At 67.4% G+C, this 19,850-nt stretch carries 14 protein-coding genes; 10 read left to right on the forward strand and 4 right to left on the reverse strand.

The features are described 5' to 3' along the window. Positions 1 to 805: 805 nt before the first annotated feature. The 9 genes from KXC43_RS47410 to KXC43_RS47455 all read left to right on the forward strand — a co-directional run bounded on the left by KXC43_RS47410 (position 806) and on the right by KXC43_RS47455 (position 11,999). Positions 806 to 1,753, forward strand: a complete 948-nt coding sequence (locus tag KXC43_RS47410) for an MBL fold metallo-hydrolase (protein WP_221382885.1) — start codon at positions 806 to 808, stop codon at positions 1,751 to 1,753. Between the two features lie 609 nt (positions 1,754 to 2,362). After that, entirely contained in the window at positions 2,363 to 3,097 is a 735-nt protein-coding gene (locus KXC43_RS53655) for an ATP-binding protein (protein WP_221382886.1), read from the forward strand. 868 nt (positions 3,098 to 3,965) lie between these two features. Beyond that, entirely contained in the window at positions 3,966 to 4,454 is a 489-nt protein-coding gene (locus KXC43_RS47425; RefSeq protein WP_221382887.1) for a SigE family RNA polymerase sigma factor, read from the forward strand. Positions 4,455 to 4,464: 10 nt separating this feature from the next. After that, positions 4,465 to 5,199, forward strand: coding sequence for a hypothetical protein (locus KXC43_RS47430; RefSeq protein ID WP_221382888.1), 735 nt, complete (start codon positions 4,465 to 4,467; stop codon positions 5,197 to 5,199). A gap of 216 nt (positions 5,200 to 5,415) precedes the next feature. Continuing rightward, complete coding sequence (locus tag KXC43_RS47435) at positions 5,416 to 6,879, forward strand: NF041680 family putative transposase (RefSeq protein ID WP_221382889.1); 1,464 nt, start codon at positions 5,416 to 5,418, stop codon at positions 6,877 to 6,879. Positions 6,880 to 7,117: 238 nt separating this feature from the next. Continuing rightward, a complete protein-coding gene (locus KXC43_RS47440; protein WP_255646058.1) occupies positions 7,118 to 8,749 on the forward strand; it encodes a methyl-accepting chemotaxis protein in 1,632 nt (543 codons plus the stop codon). Positions 8,750 to 8,938: 189 nt separating this feature from the next. Then, positions 8,939 to 9,214 (forward strand): threonine aldolase family protein, encoded by a 276-nt coding sequence (locus KXC43_RS47445; RefSeq protein ID WP_221382890.1) that lies wholly within the window; start codon positions 8,939 to 8,941, stop codon positions 9,212 to 9,214. Positions 9,215 to 9,652: 438 nt separating this feature from the next. Further along, the gene (locus tag KXC43_RS47450; protein WP_221382891.1) at positions 9,653 to 10,426 is read left to right on the forward strand and encodes an alpha/beta fold hydrolase; all 774 of its coding nucleotides are present in this window, start codon (positions 9,653 to 9,655) and stop codon (positions 10,424 to 10,426) included. Between the two features lie 178 nt (positions 10,427 to 10,604). After that, on the forward strand, positions 10,605 to 11,999 hold the full coding sequence (locus KXC43_RS47455) for an NAD(P)-binding protein (RefSeq protein WP_221382892.1): 1,395 nt from the start codon (positions 10,605 to 10,607) through the stop codon (positions 11,997 to 11,999). A 70-nt stretch (positions 12,000 to 12,069) separates the two neighbouring features. Here the strand turns inward: KXC43_RS47455 and KXC43_RS47460 are convergent, their stop codons facing one another. Continuing rightward, positions 12,070 to 13,506 carry a cytochrome P450 gene (locus tag KXC43_RS47460; protein ID WP_221382893.1) on the reverse strand — a complete coding sequence of 479 codons (1,437 nt, stop codon included), beginning with the start codon at positions 13,504 to 13,506 and terminating at the stop codon, positions 12,070 to 12,072. A gap of 106 nt (positions 13,507 to 13,612) precedes the next feature. Next, complete coding sequence (locus KXC43_RS47465) at positions 13,613 to 15,061, reverse strand: cytochrome P450 (protein ID WP_221382894.1); 1,449 nt, start codon at positions 15,059 to 15,061, stop codon at positions 13,613 to 13,615. A 173-nt stretch (positions 15,062 to 15,234) separates the two neighbouring features. Here KXC43_RS47465 and KXC43_RS47470 point away from each other — a divergent pair, with 173 nt between their 5' ends. Next, positions 15,235 to 18,486 carry a S8 family serine peptidase gene (locus tag KXC43_RS47470; RefSeq protein ID WP_221382895.1) on the forward strand — a complete coding sequence of 1,084 codons (3,252 nt, stop codon included), beginning with the start codon at positions 15,235 to 15,237 and terminating at the stop codon, positions 18,484 to 18,486. Between the two features lie 95 nt (positions 18,487 to 18,581). Here the strand turns inward: KXC43_RS47470 and KXC43_RS47475 are convergent, their stop codons facing one another. Continuing rightward, entirely contained in the window at positions 18,582 to 19,421 is an 840-nt protein-coding gene (locus KXC43_RS47475) for a DMT family transporter (RefSeq protein ID WP_221382896.1), read from the reverse strand. A gap of 169 nt (positions 19,422 to 19,590) precedes the next feature. After that, a partial coding sequence (locus KXC43_RS47480) for a hypothetical protein (RefSeq protein ID WP_221382897.1) occupies positions 19,591 to 19,850 on the reverse strand: 260 nt, incomplete at its 5' end.

A 19,850-nucleotide genomic window follows, 5' to 3' on the forward strand; every position in this document is an offset into this window, starting at 1 on the left:
TCCTGCACGACCGCCGCAGCGAGCTGTCGCATCAGGTCGACCCACTGCTCAAAGCTTTCGCGAGTGGCGTGAACGGGGAAGACGACCAGCTCGACCGGGCCACTGGTCCTAGTGAGTTGCTTGAGCACCTTCGCGTTGCTCTCGTCGACGATTGCCGCCACGATCAGCGCGCGGAGGAGACCACTGCTGCCTCCTCCGCGCGCATACACCCATGCGACCAGAACTCGCGCCTCACGGGCGATATCGCCAACCTCCGTGCCGAATAACCATGTCGGACGAGAGGCCTAACGACGGCGTTGTGCACTGTCTCTCAATTGAACTGCACAGATGATCAATTCCTGGGTCTCGCAGCTGGGTATTTCTTGGTCGTTCGCATCTGTCCGGGCACGTACCTGGGGAAGGAGTCCGCCGTGCCGATCCCGAAGGCCGTCGAAATCGCGGTCGTGATGATCGATCATGTGGTCGGCCTCACGAACTCGTTCCGGACCCATGATGTGGACGCGCATGTCAGTGCCGCCGTAGGGCCGGCCCGGACCGCGAAACTGTTCGGCCTGCCGTCGCTGGTCGCGGCAGGAAGGACGCGGACCCATTCGAGTTGGAGAACCCCGTGCTGCGCGGGGCACTGGGCGACGCCGAGGTCATCGTGCAAGACAGGAACTTCAGCGCGTTCGACACTCCGGCGTTCGTCCAGGCGACGGGTCGCTGGGCCGCATTCGAGTACGGGTTGCCACGCGTAAGCATGTACGGATTACAAGTGCTAGCAACCTGAAACCGCCGGAACATCCAAGGAACCAAGGGAGAGAAGATGGGCAGAAATCGATGGCTGGCTGGCGCCGCTTCGGTGGTGTTGCTGGGGGCCGTGGCAACGGCGGCCTCCGCGAACGCCGAGACCGCCGCGCCGCTCGCGGCTCCGACCGCCACCGCCTCCACGCCGGTGTGGAACAACAACGATGTGATCAGACTGCAGAGTCGGGGAGGTGACCCGGCGCGACCGGGGACCGTCACGATCGGCTTTTACGGTCACGACTCTTTCAAGATTACCTCACCCGCAGGTGGCAGTGTTCTGCTCGACCCTTGGCAGAACGATTCCAGCGGTGCGTTCGGTACGTGGTTCACCAAGCAGTTTCCGCGCATCAATGTGGACCTGACGGTAACCACCCATTCGCACTTTGACCACAATGCTGTCAGTCGGCCCAACTCGCTCATGGTGATGGAACGCCCGGTCGGTTCCTATCGGCTGGCCGATGTGGCACTGACTGGGTTGGCCGATAAGCATCAGTGCCACGCCGAGGGCAAGGTCGACTGGGACGTTATCGGGCCGCAGCTCGGCATCGAGTTGTGCCCGCCGGATAATGATCCGGCGTTCGACAACACCATCCAGATCGTGCAGACCGGGGGACTGCGTATCGCGACCTGGGGTGACAATCGTGCGGTACCGTCGCCCGCCATCGACCGCGCTCTGCACGGATTGGATGTTCTCATCCTGCCGATCGACGATTCGGAGCACATCTTGACCTACGAAAAGGTCAATAAGATCATTGCCAAATATCGACCGAAGGCGGTGATCCCGGCGCACTATCTGATTCACGGTCTCACGACGGCCGAGTCCACTCTGGAGCCCGCTGAGGGTTGGATCGCGAAGCAGTCCAACGTTCAACGAGTTGCGGGTGGGGAGATTCGGCTCGCTCGGCGCGACCTGGCGGGAAACACGACGAAGGTCTACTATTTCGGAGATCGTTACTTGTCCGACTGATGGGCCGTGCTCATCTTGGTCGGCCTGTCCCGCCGGTCGCAGGGCCCGAAGCTCTCTAAACTGTGTGTGAGGCTGTAATGGTATTCTCTCGGTAGTCGCGACGGGAGCCGTCAGCTCATCACGCATTACTTCGATGATCCTGCCGTCCGCGAAGGCCCTCGCCACAATCTCCGCGAGTCTCACGTTTTCCGGTGAAACGAACATGCCAGTATAGCTATGGTCGTCAATCCATACGCTAGGCTTGGGGATTCAGCTCAGCGCCGCTTCCCTATTATGCTGCGGTCGATGTTTCCACTTGACCGGGGCGAATCGGATAATCATAGCGACGCGGGACTGGCTGATCGGATGTCGATCAGAGCGTTGACCAAGACGTTCCCGCTGGAGTTGGCGGGCGCGGTTGATTGACGAGGCTGAAGCGCGGAGCAGCAGAAACGAGGGCGACCAGCCGACCCCGCAGGAACCGCGGGGTCGGCTGGTCAGCATCTCTGACAGGAGTGGTCCCAGGGCCCCGGCAAAGTCGTGACGCCTTTGAACAGGGCAAGCTCGAAGCCAGCGTCTTGAAAGGCACGGGTCAGCGCGTCGGCTCGGCGTCCGTGTACCGCGCTCAGAATGGAAGCCGATGGCTTCATCGACATGTGCCTGATTGTCGGGCCCGCAGTGCAAGAAGAGCCCGGTGCCGGCCGGCGCTCGGCAATGCGGGCAGGGTGGGAGGATCTAGCCGTGTCCTTGGTCGGCCGAGCGCAGGAACTCGCCGCGGTACGTCGCTTGCTCGATCGCGCGGCGGCGGGCCTCGGCGGTCAGCTGATCGTGAGCGGGCCGCCAGGGTCGGGTAAGACCGCGATCGCCGACGTGGCGGCGACCGAGGCGCGAGCCCGCGGCCTTACCGTCACCCGGGCCTGGGACGCTTACGGCGAGAGCGGCGATTCCGGGCTGCTCGTACTGGACGATCTCGATCGGTTCGATCCGGACGCGCTGGCAGAGTTGCGGCGCCGGTCGCCGGCAGGACCCACTGCGGTACTAGTCACCGTCACCAAGCACCTGCCCGGCGTCGCCGTGCATCTGCGGCTGATGCCGCTGACCCCGGCCGAGCTGGCGGTGGTTCTACCGGGCCTGCCGCCGGAGGCGGTCCATGCGCTGTGGCTCGCCTCGGCGGGCTGGCCCGGGACGGCACTCGAGCTTGCCGCGGGCCTGCCCGACCCGCACGAGCACGACGTCCTGGTCGAGTTGGCGCTCGAGCCGCGTTACCGCATCGGCTGTCTGTCGCTCCACCACCCGCCCGAGCGCGTCGTAAACATGGTTTGCGGCCTCACCGGCAGCGTCGATGCTGACGATCAAGCGGCCTGAGGTGTCGTACACTTACTGTTTCGTACGCCCGTCAAAGTCCGTCTCGGAGATGATCCGACCAGCTTCATCAGACGAGTAGTGCCACTGATGGCCGGTAGCGTTCGTAACTGACTCCAGCCGCCCGTAGGTGTCGTAGACCTAGCCGGCGCCGTTGCGCGTATCGATCAGCTTCATCGACTTCCTTTGCCGTTATTCGTTTGCTCGTCGGACAATGTGACAGTGCGCAGGACGAAGACCCAAAGATCGATCGACTTTCCTCTGTTTTTGGGGTTATCCCTCGTCGAAAGCGCCGGGATCCGTTGGCTACGAAATCGTCAGCCAGGTAATTGACCGTCCGGGTGACCGCTCATGGCGCCTGACGGCTTGGTCGTCCCGACCCGCCCTCTGCATGGCCGGGGTGAGGTCGTCCTCCGTGGGGTGACCGAGCATGGCATGAGGGTCGCGGTTCACCACAGACCACGGCGAGCGACCAACAGGGGGCTGTTGGCTCTCAGCTCCTAGTGCCATGCGTCGTGCAGTATCACGATCGGTCAGCGTCGGCCGCTTCAGACTGTCCTGCCCTCAGGACGTCAGCACGCTTCGCCAGTTCATTGCTCGGCTGCGTCGAGGCAGCAGAGATACGCGCCGGCGCGGTCAGAGATCGACTCGATCATCGAGCGGCTGTTGTCAGTTGGAGGCCCGCGGTGATCGGGGCGGCTGCTTTGACGATCTCCAGAACCAGGCATGCCGGTGGTGGGTCGGCGGCCCTGCTCCCGGACGGCACGCCGGTGAGCCCGACCGCGAATGACTTGGATCTCCTGCCGCCTCGCGTGCAACCTGATCGGGGTTCCGCACGTGATTAACCGGACCGAAAGATGAGGGGTTCGAGATGAGCGAACGCGACGCGGCGTTTGCCGAGTACTTCGCGGCCAGATCCGGGATCATGCGGTCCACGGCGTTCCTGTTATGCGGCGACTGGCACCGAGCCGAGGACCTGGTGCAGATCGCGTTCACCAAGCTGTACGTGCACTGGAACGCGGTGGCCCGGCACGACAATCTCGACCCGTACGTACGCCGGACGCTGATACATGCGTTCATCGACGACGGCCGACGCCCGTGGTGGCGACGGGAACGTCCGCACGAGGTCATGCCCGAGCGGGAGGCCGCCTGCGACCTCGCCGACGACCGGCTCACGCTGGTGCACGCGCTTGCCAGGATTCCACCCCGGCAGCGGGCCGTGCTGATCCTGCGCTACTGGGAGGACCAGTCGGTCGAAGACACCGCGACGGCACTCGACTGTTCCACCGGCACGGTGAAATCCCAGGCCGCCCGCGGCCTGGACACCCTGCGCACCCTGCTTTCCACCCCCGTGAGCTGAGGACGACGCCATGCACGAAGACGATCTGCGAAATGCCCTGCGCACCACGATGACCATCGATCAGCCGCCGCCGATGACATCGGCCGACATCATCAGATCCGGAAAGAGGGCCGTACGCCGGCGGACGGCCATCGCGTCCGCTGCCGCGATCGCCGCCATCGCCGTGGCGGCGCCCACGGCGTACGCCCTGAACCAGGGCCCGCCAAATATCGGCACGGCCGGCATGCTGGACCCCGTCGCCCACGCTGGCCCACATTACGAGCAGGGCGTTAAGCTGCTCGATCTGGTCCTGGAGGACGTCCCGGCGGGCTTCACCGCCGCCGGGAACGGTCTGCCCGACGGCACCCCGACCCGGGGCCACCGGGCGACAGCCGAGGGTGATCCCGTCGGCACCTCGTGGCGCTACACCGCGCACACCATGATCACCGACAAGAACGGGAAGACGGGAAGCTTCCTGGTCGAGGTGCGCACGCCCGGCAACGGGCTGGACGGCGATCTGTGCACAGTCGCCCGTGCTTTCGGGAGCCCGGATGACACCTGCCGGCGGGTCTACGCCGGCGATTTCGAGACGGCGGTGGTCACCTCGAAGACCGTGCCGCGCGCCATGGACCAGTGGGCCGCTTCCCGGTACTACGACGGCACGATCGTGTTCGCCGCCCAGTCCAGGGGTAAGCTACCGAACCTCCCGATGTCCGCGCAGGAGCTGGGCGCGCGCGCCGCCGACGGGCGCTTTTACCTCGGCTGAGCCGTGGTCGAGGACCTACGACAAGTTAGCCGTCCGCTTCCAAGCCGTCTTGACCATCACCGTCATCAGCGAGTGGCTCTGACCGGCTTGTGAAACACGCCTTAGCTTGAGTTTTAACGTGCGGCCGGGTGGCATCGACCCCGGTTGATCATGAGGACAGCCCTTGATTGATCATTCTTCTTGTCTAGGGAAGAAAACCGAATCAAGGGCTGTCTGATGATCAGTGTGCCTGACGTCGATCCGGCTGGTGCTTTCGGGCGTCTGGCCGGGTTCCGGGCCGAGTTGCACCGTTGCCTGACCGCGCGTAGCGATGCGTTGTTCGAGCTGGTAGACGCCGTGTTGTGCGGGGACACGCCGGTGCGTTCGCTGGCCGAGCTGTCGTTGTCCGGCGCGCATCGGCGCGGTCACGGGTCGGTGTATGCGGGCCTGAACCGTGGCCGTATCGACATCGACCGGCTGCGCAGCGCGCTGGCCGTGGTCCCGGTGCCGCGGGCCGCGGACGGCCGGATCGTGCTGGCGGTGGACGTGACGTGCTGGCTACGTCCGGAGGCTCACACCAGCTCAAGTCGGGTGTTGTGTCACACCTACGGCCGGGCCAAGGACGCTCATATCGGAGTTCCTGGCTGGCCGTACTCGGTGGTGGTCGCGCTGGAAACGGGTCGTCACTCCTGGACCGCGCCGCTGGACGCCCGCCGGCTGCAACCAGGCGACGACGCCGCGACAGTGACCGCCGATCAATTACGCGATGTCGTGCAGCGCCTGATCGACGCCGGGCACTGGCAGCCCGGCCAAGCCGACATCTGGATCGTCGCGGATGCCGGCTACGACGGTCCGAGACTGGCTCTGCTGCTGCAGGACCTGCCGGTCGAAGTCGTGGTCCGGATGCGTTCGGACCGGGTTCTGCGCCGCGCCGCCCCCTTTCGCGAGCCGGGAACGATGGGCCGGCCGAAACGACACGGCGGCGAGTTCCTCTTCAGCGACTCCGCCAGCTGGGGCACTCCCGACACCAGCATCACCACCGACACCCGGCTTTACGGTGCTGCGACCGTCCTGGCCTGGCAACGCTTACATCCGCGGTTGACACACCGCACCGCCTGGATCGGCCATACCGGCACCCTGCCGGTCATCGAGGGCACCGTCATCCTGCTACGCGTTGAACGGCTGCCCTCGGGCGCGACCGCGAAACCGGTGTGGCTGTGGTCCTCGATCCCCGACGCCGACCCAGTCACCGTTGACCTGCTCTGGCAGGCGTTCCTACGCCGTTTCGACATCGAGCACACCTTCCGCATGCTCAAGCAAACCCTCGGCTGGACCAGCCCGAAACTTCGCGACCCGGCCGCCGCCGACCGCTGGACCTGGCTCCTGCTGGCCGCCTACACCCAGCTCCGGCTGGCCCGGACACTGGTCGCTGACCTACGCCGGCCCTGGGAACGGCCCGCCCTGCCACACCGGCTCACCCCGGCCCGCATCCGGCGAGGGTTTCGGCACCTGCACGCCCAGACAGGCACTCCCGCCAGCGCACCGAAACCCTCCCGACCAGGCCCCGGACGACCACCCGGGCGACGCAACAACCGGCCAGCCACCCGCCACGACGTCCACATCGCTACCAGAAGCGATCGCCCTAACAGCACCACCAGACACAAGCCCTCAGCCGCTCCACGACCACGCCGCATAGGTTAAAACTCAAGTTAGCTTGAGTTTCAACGTGTGGCTGGGTGGTATCGACCCCGGTTGATCATTAGGACAGCCCTTGATTGATCATCTTCTTGTCTAGGGAAGAAAACCGAATCAAGGGCTGTCTGATGATCCTGAGAGAAGACCTCGACCACCCCGCGGCCTCGCCGCACGGGGTGAAACTCAAGCTAGTTCTGGATCCGCGGCGGGGGTTTTGAGCCCGAGCGGAGAACCTGCTCAGGCGATGACGGTATGTGCCGAACAGGCTTTCGTGGCGTTCGTGCGGCGGCTGCGGCTGCGAAGTAGGCTGACGGTCAGTTTCGCCCTGGTGATGACTTTGCTCGGCGTGGTCGTGCTAATCGGTGTGGTCGCGCTCGGCCGGCAGTCCGGGTCCGCCGAAAAGCTGCGCGTGCTGCAGTCCATGGTGAGCCAGGTGGCCGAGCAGAGGTTCTACGTCGGGGACATTTCGGGCTGGCAGGTCGCCTACGCCTGGGATGCCTACCGGCTGGGGCCCGTACAGGCCGTACAGCCCACGTCGGGCAACCGTGAGGGCTTCCTCGCCTCCAAGGGCAAGTTCGAGGCCCTGCTCGATGTGACCCGCACCGATGTCATGACCCCCGGCGAGAGGCAGACCTTCGACCAGCTGCGCGCCGCCTGGACCGGTTACTTCGAGGTGGATGACCGGGCCGCGGCCGCCTTCTCACGCAAGGACATGGCGGCCGCCAGCAATCTGATCCTGGGTCCCGGGTACGACATCTTCGGTCAGATCACCCAGCTCACCGACAAGCTCATGCAGTCGGTTACCGTGCGCGCCGAGGCGACCGTGGACGAGGCGCAGACGAGCGCGGCGTCGGCCCGCACCACGATCGTGGTCGGCTTCGTGCTGGCGGTGTTGGCGGCCGTGCTGCTGGTGCTGCTGGTGACCCGGAGCGTCGTCAAGCCCCTCTCGGCCGGGGTGGTCGCCCTCCGTGGTCTCGCCGCCGGTGACCTTTCCGTACGCGTGGGAGACGCCGCCGGTGACGAGGTCGGCGACATGACGCGCGCCATGGACACCGCCGCCGAGGCCCTGCGCCGGACCGTGACGGGCATCAACGACGACGCCCGCGAGCTGGCGGCCGCTGCCGACACCCTGTGCCGGGTCAGCAGCCGGATCGACGGTGCCGTGCAGAACGCTTATGAGCAGGCCGACCTGGTCGCCGGTACGGCCGGCGGGGTCAGCGGCAACGTGCAGACGGTCGCCGCCGGCGCCGAGCAGATGGGCGCCTCCATCTCCGAGATCTCCCGCAACGCCGCCGACGCGGCCGGGGTGGCCACCTCCGCGGTCACGGCCGCCCGCGACACCAGCGTCACCATCAACCGCCTGGGGGAGTCGTCGGCCGAGATCGGCAGCGTCATCGGCACTATCCAGGCGATCGCCGCGCAGACCAACCTGCTGGCCCTGAACGCCACCATCGAGGCCGCGCGGGCCGGTGAGCTCGGCAAGGGCTTCGCCGTGGTGGCCTCCGAGGTCAAGGATCTGGCCCAGGAGACGGCCCGCGCCACCGAGGAGATCTCGCAGCGCATCAACGCCATCCAGGCCGACACGGGCGACGCCGTGGCCGCCATCGACGGCATCAGCCAGATCATCCAGCAGATCAGCGACTACCAAACCACGATCGCCTCCGCCGTGGAGGAGCAGAGTGCCACCACCGCCGAGATGAACCGGGGAGTGAGCCAGGCCGCCGAGGGCGCCACCAGCATCGCTCAGGGCATCTCGAGCGTGGCCCGCAGCACAGCTTCCTCCCGGGACGCCGTGACCGAGGCAACCCAGGTCACCGACAACGTGAACACGCTGGCCGAGCGCCTGCGAACCGCGGTGGGCCGCTTCACGACATAGCCGCAGTTGTCCGCGGGCTGTTCGGCACCGTGTCAGGGCATGGAAGAACAGCGCCGGGACCGTTGCTCGCACCCGCCGAAGTTGCCCCGGGCATACGTGAACCGGGGCAGCTTCTCCCGTCTGAAGGGCGTCCCTTGTCTCCGGCTTCACCCGATGATGCGGAGTGCAGTCCATCAACATGGATCGCCCATGAATGAGATCAGTGCGCGCCAAAAGGCGTGCACCGACACTTTCCTTCTGGACGGGATCGACCATTTGACAAGCGTCATGGGAACGATCGGAGACGATGCCGAGCCCGATCTGCACGGAGAGGGCGGCGAGGTGGCCGAGCTGGAGCGGGAGATCGCCGACCTGTTGGGCAAACCAGCGGCGGTGTTCCTGCCCAGCGGGACAGGCACCTGGCCGAGACGGAGAAGCTGTGGGTCTGGCCGGGAGCACAGGCCGCTCCGTTGCCGGGTTACGTGACCACCGAGTTCGAAGTCGGTCGCGCGGCGCTCCGCCACACACCGGCATTCATCGCCGAGACGATCGCGAAGCTGGTCTGAAGGCCACGAACAGTACTGAGGCGCTCGCTGCTGTCTCCCGGGATGCCCACGCTCCCGGCCGGGTTCCCGAGGGCATGCTCGTGTTCGGCGGCGGGCAGTACAGCTTCAATCCTCCATCAGGCCAGGCATGACGGTGGCCGCGTTGGCGGGGCTCGTCCTGCGCGATGCGCTCGCGGCCGGGATACAGAATCTGGCCCGTCGTTACTTCGCGGCCGCCGCCAAGGTGGGTGAACCCGGTATGTCAGATGGGTGTGGCCGAGGTGGCGTCGGCCCGTGAACCAATCCCCAAGCCGAGCCGTCGTAGAAGACGTTGCATCGGCCAGTGCCGGGGCACACTGAGCCGAAGGAGACATCAGTCGTGACCATTGTGCTTGTTCACGGTGTCCCGGAGACATCCGCTGTCTGGGATCCTCTGGTCGACGAACTCACCGCGCTCGGTCATGGCGACGTCGTTCGCCTGTCGCCGCCGGGCTTCGGGGCGCCGCTGCCGGTCGATTTCGGTTGTACGGCCGGAGAATATCGCGACTGGCTCGTCGGAGAGCTGTCACGGATCGGGTCACCGGTCGATCTGGTGGGTCATGACTGGGGTGGAGGGCACGTCCTCGGGGCCGCCGTGCAACGACCGGACCTGCTGCGCAGCTGGGCCATCGACGTGATCGGGCTTTTCGAACCGGATTATGTCTGGCACGACCTCGCCCAGGCTTGGCAGAGGCCGGGCGACGGAGAACGACAGATCGAGCGGGTGTTCGGCGGCAGTCCGGCCGACCGTGCCCAGCGGATGGTTCGTTCCGGCGTGTCCGAGCCCGCAGCCGGTGCAATGGCGATGGAGCAGGGCGAGGAGATGGGGCGCGCAATTCTGGCCCTCTATCGGTCGGCTGGCCAACGGATGCTGGCGGAGCTCAGCCGTGACTTGCCCAAAGCGGCCGCTCGGCCAGGTCTGGCTGTCATTCCGACCGAGGATTCGTTCGTCGGCACGGTGGCGGCTCGAGTCCGGGGAGCGCAGCGAGCGGGCGCGGTGGTTGAGATGCTCGAAGGCCGGGGTCACTGGTGGATGCTTGAGGACCCGAAGCAAGGAGCGCTCGCACTGAGTGCGTTCTGGAGATATGTGAAGGACCAACCCGCAGCTGCCTGACCGCGGTGCACCAAATCGTAGTTTCATCCGTCGTGGTCTAGGGCGCCGACCGGTGCCCTTGTCGCTGCGAAGAGGACCGTAGGTGAGCTCAGTCAACCGATAGACCACCACGGCTCTTCCGACCGGTTCATCAGCAGCCGTGGGGACGGAGATTGAGGACCGGAGAGAGGAAACTCGCGTGCGAGTAGAGACTGACTACCTCGTGATCGGAGCCGGCGCCTCAGGCATGGCCTTTGCCGACGCTCTGGTGACCCACAGCGACGCGGACGTCGTCATTGTCGACCGTCGTCATCGCCCCGGCGGCCACTGGAACGACGCCTACCCGTTCGTTCGCCTGCACGCCCCGTCGGCCTATTACGGCGTCAACTCGATGCCGTTGGGAAACGACACCATCGATCGGGACGGGCCCAACGCCGGCCTTTATGAGTTGGCCACCGGCGCGGCGATCTGCGACTACTACACCCGGGTGCTCGACGAACGGCTGATCCCATCCGGGCGAGTGCGGTTCCTGGGAATGCACGATTACCGCACGAACGACACGGGAGTCAACCGGGTCGTCTCCCGTCTCACCGGCGCAACCAGCGACATCACGGTCAACCGCAAGGTGGTGGAAGCGAACTATCTGCAGTCCGATGTGCCCGCCACCCACACTCCGACCTTCACGGCCGACCCCGGCGTGCACGTGGTGCCGATCAACGAGCTGGCCAACCAGCGGGAGCACAGCGCTGGATACACGATCATCGGGGCCGGCAAGACCGCCATGGACGCCTGCATCTGGCTGCTCCGTAACGGTGTCGACCCCGGCCGCCTGCGCTGGATCCGTCCGCGCGATGCTTGGCTGGTCGACCGCGCGAGCCTCCAGCCGCTGGATCTGGTCTCGTCGATCGTGGACGGAGCGTCGCGTGACTTCCGGGCCTTGGCCGGCGCGACCTCGGTCGACGACCTGTTCCGGCGGCTGGAGCAGGACGGGCGTCTGCTTCGCCTGGACCCGGACGTCACGCCGACGATGTATCACTGCGCCACCGTGTCCCGGCAGGAACTGACCGAGCTGCGGCGCATCGAGGACGTGGTCCGTCTCGGGCGGGTTCAGCACATCGGGTCGGACCGGGTGACGCTGGATGGAGGGTCGATCCCGCACGACCCGAGTCACCTGTATGTGGATTGCAGCGCTTCGGGCCTGCGGCGGCCTCGCCCGAGGCCGATCTTCGAGCCCGGCCGGATCACGCTGCAGCAAGTACGGACCTGTCAGCCGGTCTTCAACGCAGCCCTGGTCGCCTATGTGGAGGCTACCCGGCGCGACGATCCGGCCAAGAATGCCCTTTGCCCGGTGAACCCGTACCCCGACAACGCGCTGGACTGGCTTCGGTCCATGGCCGTCAGCGTGGCAGCAGCGGCCGCCTGGTCGGCCGAGCCGGACCTGAAGTACTGGCTCGCCAACTCGCGCCTCAACTTCCTCCGCGGAGCGTCCGAGCGCGCTGACGAACCCGCGATGCAGGAGGCTGCTCAAAGGAGTCGCGAGTTCGCCCAGCTCGCGATGAAGCGCCTGCGCGAGCTGATCCCCGTCCGGCTCTGAAGCGGCCGCCCGTTCAGCGAGGGAAATCCAGTGCGCGCCCGGACCGTCAGCAGTTCTCCGGCGTTCACTGTCAAGGCCGTGAGGTCATCGCGGGAGACTCGTCCTCGTGCGGTGACTGTTCCCGCGCGACCGCACGCAGGTGCACATTGGTCGGAACGACAGCGAAGGCGAACCGCTCGCGAACCTCGCCGGCCGTGCGGTCCAGGTTGAAGTCGAAAGATCGGGCGAGCACCGAGGTGACCATGGCCGCCTCGATCAGAGCGAGGTTCCGGCCGGGACAGAAACGCGGGCCGCTGCCGAACGGCACGAACGGCAACGCCTCCGGCGGGAGAGAACCCTCGAGCCAGCGTTCGGGGCGGAACCGGTCGGGGTCGGGGAAACGGGTGGTGTCACGGCGGGCCCCGTAGTTGGTGAGGAGGTAGATCGGCTGGCCCGCCGGTACGGCCAGGGAGCGGCCGTCGCTACCGGTGAGGGTGAGGTCCTGGGTGGGCTCGACCACGAGAGCGGGGACGACCGGCTGGACCCGCAGGACCTCGTTGATCACCGCGGTGGCGTATTCGAGACGGCCGACCGTGGCCGGGTCACCGGGCAACCTTCGGTCACCGAAGACCCGGTCGGCCTCGGCGCGGACCTTCGCATGGATCGCGGGGTGCTCGGCCAGGAAGTAGAGTGCCCACGCCGCCGTCGACGAGGTGGTGTCCTCGCCGGCCAACAGCATCTGCAGCACGTTGCCGCAGACCTCGTCGTCGGTGATCTCCGGTTCGTCGTCGAGCGGCCGCATCAAGGCCTCCAGGAACGTGGACGGCGGTTCGCTCCCCGCCCGCGCCCTCGCCGCCGCGAAGCGCTCCCTGATCACGGCCTCGATCTCGCTGACAGTCGCGTCCAGCCGCCGGTCCCGCGGCAGTCTGAGGTAACGCCAGTAGGCGAAGGGTGCGCTCATTCGCCGGCCGATCGCCGGGAAGATCACCGGTGCCCGCCGGTGCAGGCCGTCGCCGGTGTTTTCGAGTGAGTTGAGGTCGTGGCCGGTCGCCAGGCCCGCGGTTACGTCCAGCGTGTAGCGCACCATCTGATTCAGGACGTCAATGCGTGCGCCGGAGGCGGCCGCCGTCTCCCACTGCCGATGGAGCCGCTCGGTGACCCGGGTGATCGTGGTGAAGTACTGCCGCAGGTAGGCGGCATTCAGCGACTGGGTAGCGGCCTTGCGCAGACGGCGCCAGCGGTCGCCCTCGGCAGTGAAGACTCCGTCCGAGATGATCTCTTCGATCAGGCCGGACATCCGGGAGCCACGCCGGAAGTCGTCCGGCCGGCGACGCAGGGCCGCTTCGACGTGGGCCGGATCGGCGGTGACGACGATGGTCTGGCGGCCGACGCGGAACCGGTAGGTCAAGCCGTACTCGTCCGCCCAGCGTTCCAGAACACGGTGCGACTGCCGGTCCTCGGTCAACTCCGAGACGTTGCCGGAGAGGGGACGAGGGCGTGGCCCAGGAAGCTTGTCGACGGTGATCACGTGGTGGAGACGGCCACCACCGACGCCGGGTTCATCAGACTCTTCCAGTTCGCTAGGCGCCGGTCCGCCGTCTGTATGGTCGCGGCGCCGTCCCGGGCGAACGAGTTCAGCCGCGGGGAGTGGCGTGCAGGTAGAGGTTGGTCGGGTAGGAGGCGAACTCGAGCCGCTCGGTGACCGGTGGGCCGGAGCGATCCGGATTGAGTTCGAACGCTCGGCCCAGCACTGAGGTGACCATCGTCGCCTCAATGATGGCCAGGTTGCGGCCGGGGCAGAAGCGCGGGCCGTTGCCGAACGGGGTGAAAGGCAGGGCTTCGGGTGGGAGTTTGCCCTCGAGCCAGCGTTCGGGCCGGAAGGCGTCCGGATCCGGGAAGCGCGCGGTATCGCGACGGGCGCCGTACGAAGTCAGCAAAATCATTGGTTGACCCTGATCCAGGTGCAGTTCAGCGCCGTCGCGCCCGGTCAACCTCTGGTCCCGCTTCGGCTGAGCGCCGACGATAGGGGCGACCGGCTGCACGCGTAGCACCTCGTGGACGACGGCCTCGGCGTACTTGAGGCGGCCGACAGTGGCCGGATCGCCGGGGATTCTCTGCGTGCCGACCACCTCGTCGGCCTCGGCGCGGACCTTTGCGTGGATCTCCGGGTGCTCGGCCAGGAAGTGCAGCGCCCACGCGGCCGTCGACGAGGTGGTGTCCTCCCCGGCCACCAGCATGGTGAACACGTTGCCGACAACCTCCTGGTCCGTGATGGCCGGTTCGTCGGCGATCGGCTTCACCAGCGCCTCGAGGAAGTTCGACGGTGGTTCGCCCGCGGCCACCCGCATTTTCGCTTCGCCGTACCGTGCCAGTACGAGTGATTCCATCTCCCGTACGGTCGCGTCGAGCCGCCGGTCGATCGGTAGCTTCACGTAACGCCAGTAGGGAACCGGCGTTCTGGTCCGGCGTTGGAAGGCCGGGAAGATCATCGGGATGCGGCGGTGCAGCCCGTCGCCGGTATCCTCCAGGGAGTTCAGGTCGTGGCCCATGGCCAGCCCGGACGTCACATCGAGGGTGTACCGCATCATCCAGTTGAGCACGTCGATCCGCTCGCCCGACGAGGCCAAGGCGTCCCATTGCCGCACCAGCCGATCGGTGACCCGATTGATGGTGGTGAAGTACTGGCGCAGGTAGGCCACGTTCAGCGACTGGGTGGCCACCTTGCGCAGGCGGCGCCACCGGTCGTCCTCGGCGGTGAATACACCCGGCCCGATGATCTCGTCAATGGTTGCCGACGTCCGTTGCTCACGCTGGAAGTCGTCCGGTCGGTTTCGCAGGATCGTGTCGATGTGCGCCGGGTCGGCGGTGACGATCAGATCGCTGCCACCGAGCTGGATGCGGTAGGTCAACCCGTACTGGTCGGTCCAGGCCTCCATCACGCGGTGGGCCCTGCCGCCCCGGCTGAATTCGCGAAGGTTGCCGAGGAACGGCAGGGGCTTTGGCCCGGGAAGGTCGCTGATCAGTGTGGGCGTGCGCTCGGTGCTCATATCGCCGTTGACGGGCAGGGCCGATGAGCGGTTCATCGCAGCAGAGACATTGTGGAGCCTTACCGTACCGGCGGGCTGGGACAGACCTGCGGAAAGACGATTGAGGTAAGACTCTCAGAAATAAATCTACGAGCCATGCCGCAGATTGGCGCCAGCGTGCATCTACCCCATCGCAACCAGAGTCCTTTGAGGAACAAGGTAGGGAACAGATGCGCAGGAGACGAGTGGGCGCCGTTGTGGTGGCGCTGGGGACTGTCGCGGCCCTTGTGGCGGGCCCTCCGGCGGTGGGGGCTGAGGCGGTGGCGCCCGCGGCCGCCCCGGCCGAGAAGTTCATGGTCACCCTGATCACCGGCGACCGGGTCACCGTCGCGGGGCCGGGAGTCACGGTCGAGCCCGGCCCCGGCCGGGCCGGCATCCGCTTCTCGAGCCGGCTGGTCGACGGCCACCGGCACGTGGTCCCGCTCGACGCGATGCCGCTGCTACGGCAGGGCCGGCTCGACGGGCGTCTGTTCGACCTGACCACCCTGAAAGAGTTCGGATACACCGGGGACAACGATCTGCCGTTGCTGCTGGCGTACCCGAAAAGGGGTCAGCGCAAGGGCCCGGCCGGCGTTCGGGCCGCGGTCGGAGCGACGGCCCGGGTCGGCCGCGATCTGGCGGGATCGGGCTTGTTGGCGGCCCGCGCATCGCGCTCCGAGCGGGGCTCGCTCTGGACCTCGTTGACCCGGGGTACGCCGGCCGCACGGACCCTGAGCCCGGACGTCGACCGGATCTTCCTGGACGGTAAGCGCACGCCCAGCCTCGACGTCAGCGTGCCCCAGATCGGCGCGCCGGCCGCCTGGCAGCAGGGACTGGACGGCACCGGCGTGACGGTGGCGGTGGTCGACACCGGTATCGACACCACTCACCCGGACTTCGCCGGCAAGATCGTGGCGAGCGCGAACTTCACCGAGTTGCCCGGCATCGACGACCGGCTCGGCCACGGCACCCACGTCGCTTCGATCATCGCCGGCAGCGGCGCGAAGTCGGGCGGCCGCTACCAGGGGGTGGCGCCGGGCGCCAAGCTGGCTATCGCCAAAGCCTGCGAGCGTTCCTGCTTCGAGTCCGAACTGCTGCCCGCCATGGAGTGGGCCGCTCAGCAGGCGCCGGTGGTCAACGTCAGTATCGGCGGTACCGACTACCCCGGGATCGACCCGCTGGAGCAGGCCGTCGAGGACCTCACCGCCGCGTACGGCACCCTGTTCGTCGTGTCGGCCGGCAATTTCGGGTTCGGGCGCCCGGAAACGGTCTACTCGCCGGCAAGTGCGCCGGCCGCGCTGGCCGTCGGATCGGTCGACGACCGCGATCAGCTGGCCGTGTCCTCGGGACGTGGCCCGGGCGTCGACGACGGTGCGATCAAGCCGGATCTGACCGCGCCCGGGGTGAACATCGTGGCCGCCCGGGCGGCGAACGGCGAGCAGGGTGGGCCGGCCGCGGACGGTTACGTGGCGATGAGCGGCACGTCGATGGCCGCGCCGCACGTCGCCGGAGCGGCCGCCATCCTCACCCAGCAGCACCCTGGCTGGTCGCCCAGCCGTCGTAAGGCGGCCCTGATGGGCGCGGCCCAGCCGACCACCGGACTGGACGTGTTCGCACAGGGTGCCGGCCGGGTCGACGTGGCCCGGGCCGTCCGCCAGCCGGTGACCGTTGACGAGGGGAGCGTGAACTTCGGCCGTCAGGAATGGCCGCATTCCGACGACATCCCGATCAGCCGGACTCTCACGTACCGTAATGGCGGGTCGGCGCCGATCGTCCTGGATCTCACGACCGAGAGCGCCACGAGCACCTTCTCGGTTACGCCGGCGAGCCTGACCGTGCCGGCCGGAGGTGCCGCGACGGCCACCGTGGTCGCCGACACCAGCGGTGATGGGACGGACGGCTTCCAGCAGGGCCGTGTCGTGGCGACCGGCGCCGGCAACATCAGGCTCGGTACACCGATGGCGGTCAATCGCGACGTCGAGCGATACGACGTGACGTTCCGCCACATCAACCGCGCTGGTGCGCCCGACCCGGACGGTCACTGGGGCTTCCTCGTCCCGCTCGATCGCCAGAGCAACAGCATCCAGGTCAGCGACGGCGCCGACGAGACGGTCAGCCTGCCCCGGGGGAGCTACGGGTTCCACACCGAGTTCTACGACACTGACGCCACGAGCGCACTGGTCCATCCGAAGCTCGTCGTCGACCGGAAGATGACGGTCACCCTGGACGCGCGTACGGCCCTTCCGGTCACTGTGACGGCACCGCGCGCCGACGCCCGACAGGCGGCCACCTTCGTGACCGCCATGTGGACCCCGGTGGTTGGCGGTCTTGCCGGAGCCACCAGTTTTTCGTACGTGCCCGATGACCTGCGCAGCGCAAGAGTCGGGTCCGGAGGGTCGGCCGACGAGTTCACCACCCTGGTCAACAGCGTGTTCGCCCGGTGGAAGAACGACGATGAGGGATTCCGCGACAGCCCGTTCACGTACGAGACGGCGTACTCGACGAAGGGTGACTTCCCGACCGGATTCCGGAAGCAGATCCGGGCCGGCGAGCTGGCCACGGTGAAGGCCCGGTACGCCCGGGAGGCGGACGAGGTCACCGGCGCCAAGTCCCACAGGCCGGAGATCGGCGGCTGGAGCGGCGGCGCCGAGGCCCTGCCGTTCACGCTGCCGTTCGAGCGCACCGAGTACGTCGGCGGCGACAGCACCGTCGGCTGGCGCGGCGAGTTCCAGCAGCAGCGCGGCTACGAGATCCTGCACCGCACGGTCGGGCCGCGTCAGATCCTCGTCCCCGGCACGGTCTACCCGCAGAGCTGGAACACGCCGGTGTTCGCGCCCTCGGTCGCGACCGACGATGTCACCGGAACGGTGATCCGCACGGGTGACACCGTCGGGGTCGGCTTCCCGCTGTTCGCCGACGGCTCCGGCCGTTGGGGGGCCACGCTGACGCCGGACACACACCGGACCGCTCTCTACGCCGGCGACACGCTCATCGGCGATAGTGGAGACGACTTCCCCGCGTTCGAGGTTCCCGCGGGGCGGACGGCGTACCGGCTGGAGGCGTCGGCCACCCGGTCGGCGCCGTTCCGGCTGAGCACCTCGGTCAGCGGCGTGTGGACGTTTGCCTCCACGTCCGGTGACAGGGTGCTGCCTCTGTCCAGCATCCGCTTCAGCCCTGGGGCCGGTGCGCGGACGGGCAGCTTCGCCATCCCGGTCACGGTGGATCGCGCACCCGGGTCGGCGGCGGCATCCAACCGTACGCTCACCGCGGAATTCTCCACCGACGACGGCCGCACCTGGCAGACCGCGACGGTCAGCAGGGACCGCGGGACCGTGCGGGTCACCAACCCGTCCTCCGGATTCGTCTCCCTCCGGGCCACCGCCACCGACACCGCCGGCAACACGGCCGCGGTCACCGTGATCCGGGCCTACGAGGTCGCCTGAACCTCGGCTCCACCGGCTCCTGACGGAGCAGGCGCACCCCCGTCAGGGGCCGGCTCGGCCGTCCCGGGTCAACGAGCGTCCGCGGCTGGGTCCGGTCAGTCACTCCGGGCAGTGGCCAGTAACAGGCCCGCCAGGATCACCGCGCTGCCCAACCACTCCACCGGCGACAGACGCTCGCCCAGCAGCACCATGCTCAGCAACGCCGCCGACGGGAGTTCGAAGAGGCTCAAGGTGCCGGCCGTGCTCGCCTTCACCTCACGCAGGCCGTGACTGTAGAGGGCATAGGCGACGGCGGTCGCCACGAGTCCGAGCCACGCGATGAGCAGCCATTCGCTCATCCGGGTCAGATGGGGGAGACCAGTCAGCAGAAGCGGTGCCAGCAAGGCCGCACCGACGAGCATGGTGACGCCGGTGGCGAGGTTCACCCCGGTCGCCCGCGACCGCGTCGCGATCTGCTTCGCGCAGTACGTATAGGCGGCGAAGAGCGCGCCCGCGCAAATGCCGCAAGCCACCCCGGCTGCACTGATCGAAGTCCCGCCGGGCACCTCCGGCGTCAGGAGCAGTACGCACCCGGCCAGCGCAACGGCCGATCCCAGCATCCAGGCCCGATTCACCCGCCCTCGATCAAGGAACCGGACCCCCAAGGCCGCGAACAACGGAACGGCGGCGACCCCCACCATGGTTCCGAGCGCGGCCCCGGACATCGAGATCGAGGTCAGGAACACCACTTGGTAGGCGGCGCTTGCCACCCCCGCAGTGACGACCCAGAGCCACCAGGACCGGCCGGCCCGGCGCAGCGTCGCCCAGTGACGAAACGCCATCGCCGTCATCACCAGTCCGGCGACCAGGTGCCGCCATCCGGCCAGGGCGCCCGCGCCCGCTGTTCCCGCACCCATCTCCGAGGCCGGGCCGATCGTGCCCCACAGCGAAGCCACCAGGAGGATACGGTCACCGGTTCATGCCGCCGGCGGGCGTCCCTGGTCGGCTCGGCGACCGGTCAGCCGGGCCAGCAGAACGACAGATCCCGGACGGCCAGGCCGCCGTTGAAGGGTGCGGTGGCGCAATCGGCGCCAGCCGCGGCGAGCTGATCATCGGACCACGGCGTCAGGTGACTTCGGCGGGTCGGGCTGCCCGGGCTGGAGGGGCGACGTTGGCCCGGCTCTCCGCGAGGCGGGTCAGCACAGCGGCTGACGATCGTGTGATGTTCACGGAAGCTAGGAAGGGCGGGCCGGCGGCCGGGTTCACCGGCGCCCACCATTGGGGCAGATCCAGCAAGAGGTTGGTGGTTGAGTTCCCCCCGCTTTCGTGGAGCTTCTCAAACATGATCGACTGATCATGGGGAGGAAGCATTTGTGGCTGCACCG

This window comes from Paractinoplanes polyasparticus (assembly GCF_019710575.1).
In the GTDB taxonomy this organism is placed as follows: Bacteria; Actinomycetota; Actinomycetes; order Mycobacteriales; family Micromonosporaceae; genus Actinoplanes; species Actinoplanes polyasparticus.